This window comes from Pseudoduganella sp. RAF53_2, assembly GCF_052113985.1.
Taxonomy (GTDB): domain Bacteria; phylum Pseudomonadota; class Gammaproteobacteria; order Burkholderiales; family Burkholderiaceae_D; genus Rugamonas.
Genome location: NZ_JBFRDW010000324.1, coordinates 1 through 6,702 on the forward strand (window position 1 = coordinate 1; position 6,702 = coordinate 6,702).

A 6,702-nucleotide genomic window follows, 5' to 3' on the forward strand; every position below is an offset into this window, starting at 1 on the left:
GACAACCGCAGACCATTCTCGCCCATGTCCGGCAGCAACAGACCTTCGATCGGGTTGCCTTGCAAGTCGTACAGCGCTCCGGTGAATAGGTCGCCCAAAGGTAGGGCCAACAGCTTCATTTCCAGGGGGCGAACAACGCGGTCGTAGTAATCAGTCTGCTCTGGCGTCATCAATGTCGTGGATTCTTGGGGTTGAAAATGGCAATCATACAGGCAGCTTGTAGAATGGCAATCGTCCAGACTAGCGGTCGAGGTCGAGATGCCGAATAATAGAGCGCTATGAGCACCCCAATTACATTGACGGTCGGCGAAATGACGCTGACGGAAAACGCACATTACATCGGCTGGGATCATGGCGAGCTCTTCCAGGAGGTGGATCGACAGCGAAGACCGCATCCCTGCATCAACTACGACTACTACGAGCAACATCCTGACCTAGATGTGTCGCAAAGCGAAATGTGTTTCTGTCGGCCTTTGCGCTTAATGGTTCAGCGTTTGGAAATGCTCGGGTATACGCTAGATGCAGTTAGGGCCGACTTCAACCGCGTCGTGGCGACCGATCTTGAAGAAAGCGCGGGAATCGAAGAGGTGGGTGGGCCGGTTAGGTCGGTTCCTATGGATTTCGACAGGTTCTTGGCGTTCATCCGGAAATACGCGGTAAGTGAGCTTAGCGACAAGTACATTGAGGACTACGACGTCGGGCACCTCGCGAAGAGTGGGGTTTTCGCGAGCGAGCCTGAACTTGAACAGCTGCCAGTCGGGAGTGTCTTTCGTGAGCGCGGCGGATATTCAGAGCGCAGTCACTTCGGGAATCTGATCGGATTTCTGAATCCGTACTCAATACTGCGGGTCCTTGCCGAAAACCCAGCCAACTTAGACCTGGAGGTAGTGTGGGACTATGGCAACTTCGTCGACGCAGGCTGGGCTAAGAATGACGACTTCGTCGCCGGTGCGCGTCGCACTCAAACGTACCTCATCGCGACTGAAGGTAAATCGGACACGCATATTTTGAAGCGGGCCATTGCGCTACTCCGGCCGGAAATTCAGGACTTCTTCCGATTTATGGATATTGAAGACCGACACCCGTTCTCGGGAACCGGCAACTTGGCTAAGTTTGCAGAGGGGCTCGTCAAGATCGACGTTCACAATCGTGTCGTGTTTCTCTTCGATAATGATGCGGAGGGGCTTGATGCTTACCTTAGTCTAAAGCGTTTCTCATTCCCCGCGAATATGCGCGCTATGGTGCTTCCTGATATTGATGACTTCCGCTTCTTTCCGGCGCGGGGGCCGGAAGGTGTTGTGAACGCCGACATCAACGGGCGGGCTGCTGCGATCGAGTGCTACTTGGACCTGCGGTTGCATAATCGCAAGCCAGCGCAGGTGACTTGGACCAACTACAAAGACAAGCTGGACAGATACCACGGGGCGCTAGATTTCAAGGAAAGCTACTCGGATGCGTTCTACGCTGCAACAGCAGAGGCCATTGCCTCGAATGAATACGACGTTGGCAAGCTGAGGGTCGTGCTGAGCGCACTTGAGCGCCAGTGCGTACAGCTAGCCGAGCAGATGCTGCCAGTCGTACAGAGCTACAGCTGATTCGCTACACTGCCCCGGCCGCTGAGTTGGTAGGCGGCCGGGGGCGTAAGTTACGCGGCGAGCGGCAAGGCGCTCTTGATCGCAGCCTGTATTTTTGCCATCTCCCGATCGTCGTTCTGGCCGTCGATCCACTTGGCGTAGACCCGGAAGAACATCTCCAGGCTGTGGCCCAGCTGGCGGGCCATGAATGCCGGGTTGGCGCCGGCCATGAGCCCGATGGTGGCGTAGGTGTGGCGCGAGTTGTATGCGCGGCGATGGCGGATGCCGAGGCGCTTGAGCGTGGTCGTCCACCAAGTGGCGCCGGTGATGCGGTGATACAACCAGGGCTCGTTGTAGTACGGGTCGTGGAACACCTTGCCGCTGGTCGTGAACTTGCGCTGGGCGATCAATGCTGCCAGCGCTTCGTGCGTGAGCTTGACGATGCGGCGCGTCGATGTCTTGGTCGAGTCCTGCTCCTCGTCGTACACGACAACTACTTCGACCAGAACTTCGCCTTTGTTCAGGTCCACGTTCGACCAGTCCAGCGCGATCGCTTCTGACGTGCGCAAGCCCGAGAAGAATTGGAACTGGACATAGTTCAGGACTTGCACGCTGTAGTGCTCGCCGATGCTGGTCAGGATCTTCTGCACCTCGCGTAGTGAGAACGGATCGGGATCGGCGGCCTGCACCAACGCATACTCTAGCCCACTGCACGGGTTGTCCTTGATCTGCTTGTCGCGCACGGCGAGGTCAAACACGCTGCGGATGATCGACAGCTGGTTGTTGCGACTCTTGTTGCTCTTCCAGGTGCCTTGCTTCAGGGCGTGCTTAATGTCGGAATGGACGATCAGCTTGATTGGCTTGTTCGGGATATGCTTCTTCCAGAAGTTGTCCTTCTGCTGGCGGTACATCTTCTTCGTGGAAGGCTTGTGCTCGAGCAGGTCGCACCAACGGTCGATAAGATCGAAGAACGGCTCGTCCCCCGTCTTCGCCTTCGGTGCTGGCGCGGTGGTGGAGTCTGGGAACGTGGCCCTGTAATCGAAGGTGCCCAAGCGGATCTGGTCGCGCACCTCGGCGACCAGGCGTGAAGCGTACTTCACGTTTGCCGGCGTGGGCTCCAGCATGGAGCCGTCCATGCGTACGGTTTCCTTGCACTGTCTGCCGTCGAACGTGAAGTACACGCGGATGCTGTTGTCGCGGACTTCAACGCCGCTCAGTTTTGCTGCTCGACCCACTTGTAATACTCCTGGAGGTTCATGGTGATGCGGCCGTCAGGGGCCTTGCGGTAGTGCTTGCCGTTGATCCATACGCCGTCTTCCACTTTGCGGCGCACGGCTTTCTCGGTATAGCCGGTGAGGGCGGAAAACATTGGGATCAGCATCCACTGCARGCCGATCGATTCCGCGTTTTGTGTCATGGTGGTCATGCGGTCACCTGGTTCTTCGCGTGAACTGCAGCGTAGTGGACGGGGTCGAGCCCGGCCCATTCCACGTCCTCGACTTCGGCTATGCGATACAGCGCATCCTTGCCCACTGACTTGACGATTTCGTCGTGCATGACGTCGCCATGCGCGCTGTGCGGGGCCAGTGCGCCGAGTGCGGCAATCACGCCGCGCATGAATTCGTCAGCGCATGGTGGCGTATGGTTCGCTAGTGTGGAGCTTGGTGCAGGGGGCGCTGTTAGGTCCGCCGCAAAGGAAGTAGCGAGTGCAATGACCGCCGCGCGTTCATCAATTCGCTGCAGGTTCTGATCAACCACGCCCCGTTCCTTTAGATCGAGCTTGGCGTGGACTAGCTGGTGCATTGGCATATAGCGATGCAGAGTGCGGATGATTTGATCGCCGGCCGTTAGTTCAGCGATGAGGTTGCGGATGACCAGTGGAGCAGACAGCGAGCTGGTCGATACGTTGGTGTGATTTTTAAAAGCGTTCATGTTTTGGCTGTGTTGGTTCTTGGCGGGCTATGCGGTCACCAGCAACACCAGGTAGGTGCTGCCGGCGGCGAGAATGGCGAACATCACCAGGTCGAGGACGAAGCCTTCTTTCATGGTCATGGGCGGTTCGGAGTCGGGAACGGCCACGCAGCTGCCGGCCTCAGGTCAGTCGCGATCTGTGCTGCTCGGTTCTTCCTCACCTTGATGGTGGGGCCGCTAGCGTCGGATGCCGCGTCCTCGCCTGCTACTGCCTTTGGCTTGAGTGAGAGGGTCTTGCGGTTGCCAGCTGGCTCCTGGGCTTCGCTTTCTGCTGTTTCCGGCGCAGAGGTATCCTCGGCTTGCAGTGCGGTCGCTTCGATCGGCTTGATATGCCAGCCGCCACGGTACATATAGCCTGCGCGGTCGCCTGYGGCTTCCAGCGTTGCTACCAGGTGCGGAGCCTGATCGATAATCAGGTCGGCCAGATCATCCAGGCGGCCAGGGTTGGCCTTGATGTAGGCCGTGAGAGCATCTTCCGTTTGCAGCGTCGTGAGGTCGATGCCTACCAATTCCTCCGCCCCCTCCTGTGTCGAACTGCTGGCGGCAGGTGCTGGCTCGTTCTTCGGCTTGGCCTTGGCGCGCTTTGCCGCTGGTGCCGCCGGCGCAAGGTTGATCTCCTTCTGCGCTGGTGCCTTCGCCTTTGTCTTCTTCGCCTTCGGCTTAGATTTCGCCGCCTCCTTTTCCTTGGCAGCTTGCACCAAGCCGGCGCGGATTGCTGGGGCGTCAATGCCGGCTTCCACGGCCGCCTTAAGCATGCGGGTCGGCTTTTCCCCGTGACCGCTGTACGTGTTGACGATCAAGTCGCGGGCGAAGGTCAGGTCGATGATGAGCTGGTGCACGTCGTCGATCGGCATTTGGCGGATGACGTCCTTGATCTTGTCCGACCCGTTCACCCACTTTTTGTTGAAGTAGCCGCTCTCGAACTCGCTGCCGGTCCAGCCATAGGTTTTGCGGATGAAGCCATCGGCCTCATTCGGGCAGCCGCTGAACAGAAGGACGGCGATTTCGTGCTTATCGTAGGGTGCTGGGCCGTGCTCTTGGTAGTGGCCACGCAGGGCGGTAAACAGGTCGCGGCGGTATTGGCGTTCGATCGCTGCATCCCGCTCCTGCTGCTTTTCTTTGGCCTTCGCTTTGGCAGCCTCGGCTGCCGGCGTCTTCCCTGCAGCGTCGGACTCCTGGGCGCGTTCCTCAAGGTCTTTCGTCTTTGCAGCTTCGATCAGCTTGCCGGGTTTGTTTGGATCTTCCACCAGCACGGTTTCCGGCAGGTTCTTGCCCAGCAGCTTGCGGTAGGTGGTCTCTTTTCCGCCAACATAGAACTTGGCATCCAGGGCGCTGTAGCCAGCGCTGAGGGAGTCGTTCCAGGAGCTGGTCTTGATCTTCTTCGCCGCGTCGCCGGTAACTACGGTCTTGCCGGCGTCCTCGGCTTTTTTGCGTGCGTTCGCTGCATGCGCTGCTTCCTTTTCACGGAAGCAGGACGGATCTGTGCAGACGTTTGCATTCTTGTCGCCGCCGTCGAAATCAGGTTGATTGCCGGAGCGCTTTGGGCACTCAACGCACGATCCAGCGATGTTGACCAGGTTGGAGTCCTTGATCGAGAACACGGCGCCTTTCAACTCAACCGTGTAGTTGGTGCGCAGGTGTTCGCGGACAGCTCGCACGGACATCCTGTTGCCGTAGTAATCCGGCTTGCTGACTTCCTCGGCAGCTTTGAGCTGCATTGCCGGCGTTGGCAATCGTGCCAGCTGTTCAGCGACGGATTCCTCGAATTTGTCGTCCAGGAACATGTCGCGGAGCTTGAGCGAAAGGCGGCACAACTTGAGCCGGTTATAGATGTAGGTGCGGCTCTTCTTCGTGTGCTCGATCAACTGATCGATGGTGTATCCGTGGTTGTGCATCAGGCCCTGATAGCCCTCTGCTTCTTCCAGTGGGTGAGGGTCTTCACGTTGGATGTTCTCCAATAGCTGGATAACGGCCGCCTGCTCGTCCGACAGCGCTTTGACGCGCACAGGAACGCGGGACAGGCCGGCTATGACGGCCGCGCGATATCGGCGCTCGCCGGCGACGATTTCGAAGCGCTGTGGCTGATCGGCAGTGGGCTTTACAGGGCGGATCAGCAGGTGCTGGAGAATGCCGTATTGGTTGACGTTCTCGGCCAGGCGCTGCAGAGCTTCCTCATTGAAGCGCTTCCGGTTCGTGAGCGAAATGCRAATGTCCCAGGTATCGACTTCCTGGTGGCCTTCGATAACCAGCTCGTCGACCACGATGACGCGGTCGGCGGGCATAGGGACAACGGGTGGTGCGAGTGCGACGAGTTTAGACATGGTGGGGCTCTCGATTAATCGCGGTCGTTCGCCGCGAGGGATTTGAAATCAGTGGTTGCAATGCGGCGAACTGGATGCTTGCGGGCATACGAGCGCAAGGCTCGACCAAGGCGCGGGTCATCCAGGGCGGCGTCCAGCGGCTTGGCTATCTGCAGAGCGCGGTGAGCGGCGACTAAGGTGGGGCGGTCGGGTTCTGCTGGCATAACCGTGATGCCGCAAGGGGCGTCCCCGGCGCGCTGCGCAGCGGCATCGGCTGCACTGGCTGCGTCGGATGCGTGCGTCTGGAACATCGTTATGCCGGCGCTGGTGCGGACTTTCACGTTGAACTCATGCACGAGCTGATCGTGGGCTGCAAGGGCGACGCGCAAGTCGTCGGCGGTGTCGCCGCGCATGCCTGCAAAGCCGGCTTCTACCAGCAACTCAGTGGCGTTCGCCGCGGCGATCTGCAAATTCTTCATGCTGGCGACCAGTGCTGCGGCATGATCGCTGAAGTTGTCGTTGGCGGCGATAGATGGGAGAGGCGCGCTCACTTGCACACCTCCTGCATCGTGGGCGAGCCGTGTGCAGACGTCTGCACACGCTGTACCGATGGGGCAAGGTTGCGCGCCTTGATGTAGTCATGGCCCTTGAGTCCCGCGAAGGGATCGGGCCGGCTCGCGCGAATCCGAACTACTGGATTTTCGGCGAGTGCTTGCTCGTTGAAACCGCGTGGGTGGGATTCGGGTGAGACCATGTTTGCTCCTATCAAAGAATTGATACGAGCGGAGTATAGATAATCTATTCTTTGAAGTAAAGAAAAACTATACTTTAATGTAAAGTTACTCTAAATTCTCTCG

At 58.5% G+C, this 6,702-nt stretch carries 6 protein-coding genes; 1 reads left to right on the forward strand and 5 read right to left on the reverse strand.

Features of this window, described 5'->3' with window-relative positions:
• Positions 1-278: 278 nt before the first annotated feature.
• Entirely contained in the window at positions 279-1,595 is a 1,317-nt protein-coding gene (locus AB4Z11_RS18885; protein WP_442026866.1) for a HEPN/Toprim-associated domain-containing protein, read from the forward strand.
• Positions 1,596-1,645: 50 nt separating this feature from the next.
• Here AB4Z11_RS18885 and AB4Z11_RS18890 read toward each other — a convergent pair whose 3' ends face one another.
• The 5 genes from AB4Z11_RS18890 to AB4Z11_RS18910 form a co-directional block, all read right to left on the reverse strand.
• Positions 1,646-2,809 (reverse strand): Arm DNA-binding domain-containing protein, encoded by a 1,164-nt coding sequence (locus tag AB4Z11_RS18890; protein ID WP_442026867.1) that lies wholly within the window; start codon positions 2,807-2,809, stop codon positions 1,646-1,648.
• Positions 2,788-3,000: an excisionase gene (locus AB4Z11_RS18895; RefSeq protein WP_442026869.1), complete on the reverse strand. Its 213-nt coding sequence runs from the start codon at positions 2,998-3,000 to the stop codon at positions 2,788-2,790. The genes AB4Z11_RS18890 and AB4Z11_RS18895 overlap by 22 nt, the downstream gene beginning before the upstream one ends.
• Positions 2,997-3,506 (reverse strand): hypothetical protein, encoded by a 510-nt coding sequence (locus AB4Z11_RS18900; protein WP_442026871.1) that lies wholly within the window; start codon positions 3,504-3,506, stop codon positions 2,997-2,999. The genes AB4Z11_RS18895 and AB4Z11_RS18900 overlap by 4 nt, the downstream gene beginning before the upstream one ends.
• A gap of 116 nt (positions 3,507-3,622) precedes the next feature.
• The gene (locus AB4Z11_RS18905) at positions 3,623-5,866 is read right to left on the reverse strand and encodes a ParB/RepB/Spo0J family partition protein (protein ID WP_442026872.1); all 2,244 of its coding nucleotides are present in this window, start codon (positions 5,864-5,866) and stop codon (positions 3,623-3,625) included.
• Positions 5,867-5,880: 14 nt separating this feature from the next.
• A complete protein-coding gene (locus AB4Z11_RS18910) occupies positions 5,881-6,396 on the reverse strand; it encodes a hypothetical protein (protein ID WP_442026873.1) in 516 nt (171 codons plus the stop codon).
• Positions 6,397-6,702 lie beyond the last annotated feature (306 nt).

Bases quoted from the DNA above. Each gene is read 5' to 3' on its own strand.
- AB4Z11_RS18885 (WP_442026866.1), top strand. From the start codon at position 279: ATGAGCACCCCAATTACATTGACGGTCGGCGAAATGACGCTGACGGAA.
- AB4Z11_RS18900 (WP_442026871.1), bottom strand. From the start codon at position 3,506: ATGAACGCTTTTAAAAATCACACCAACGTATCGACCAGCTCGCTGTCT.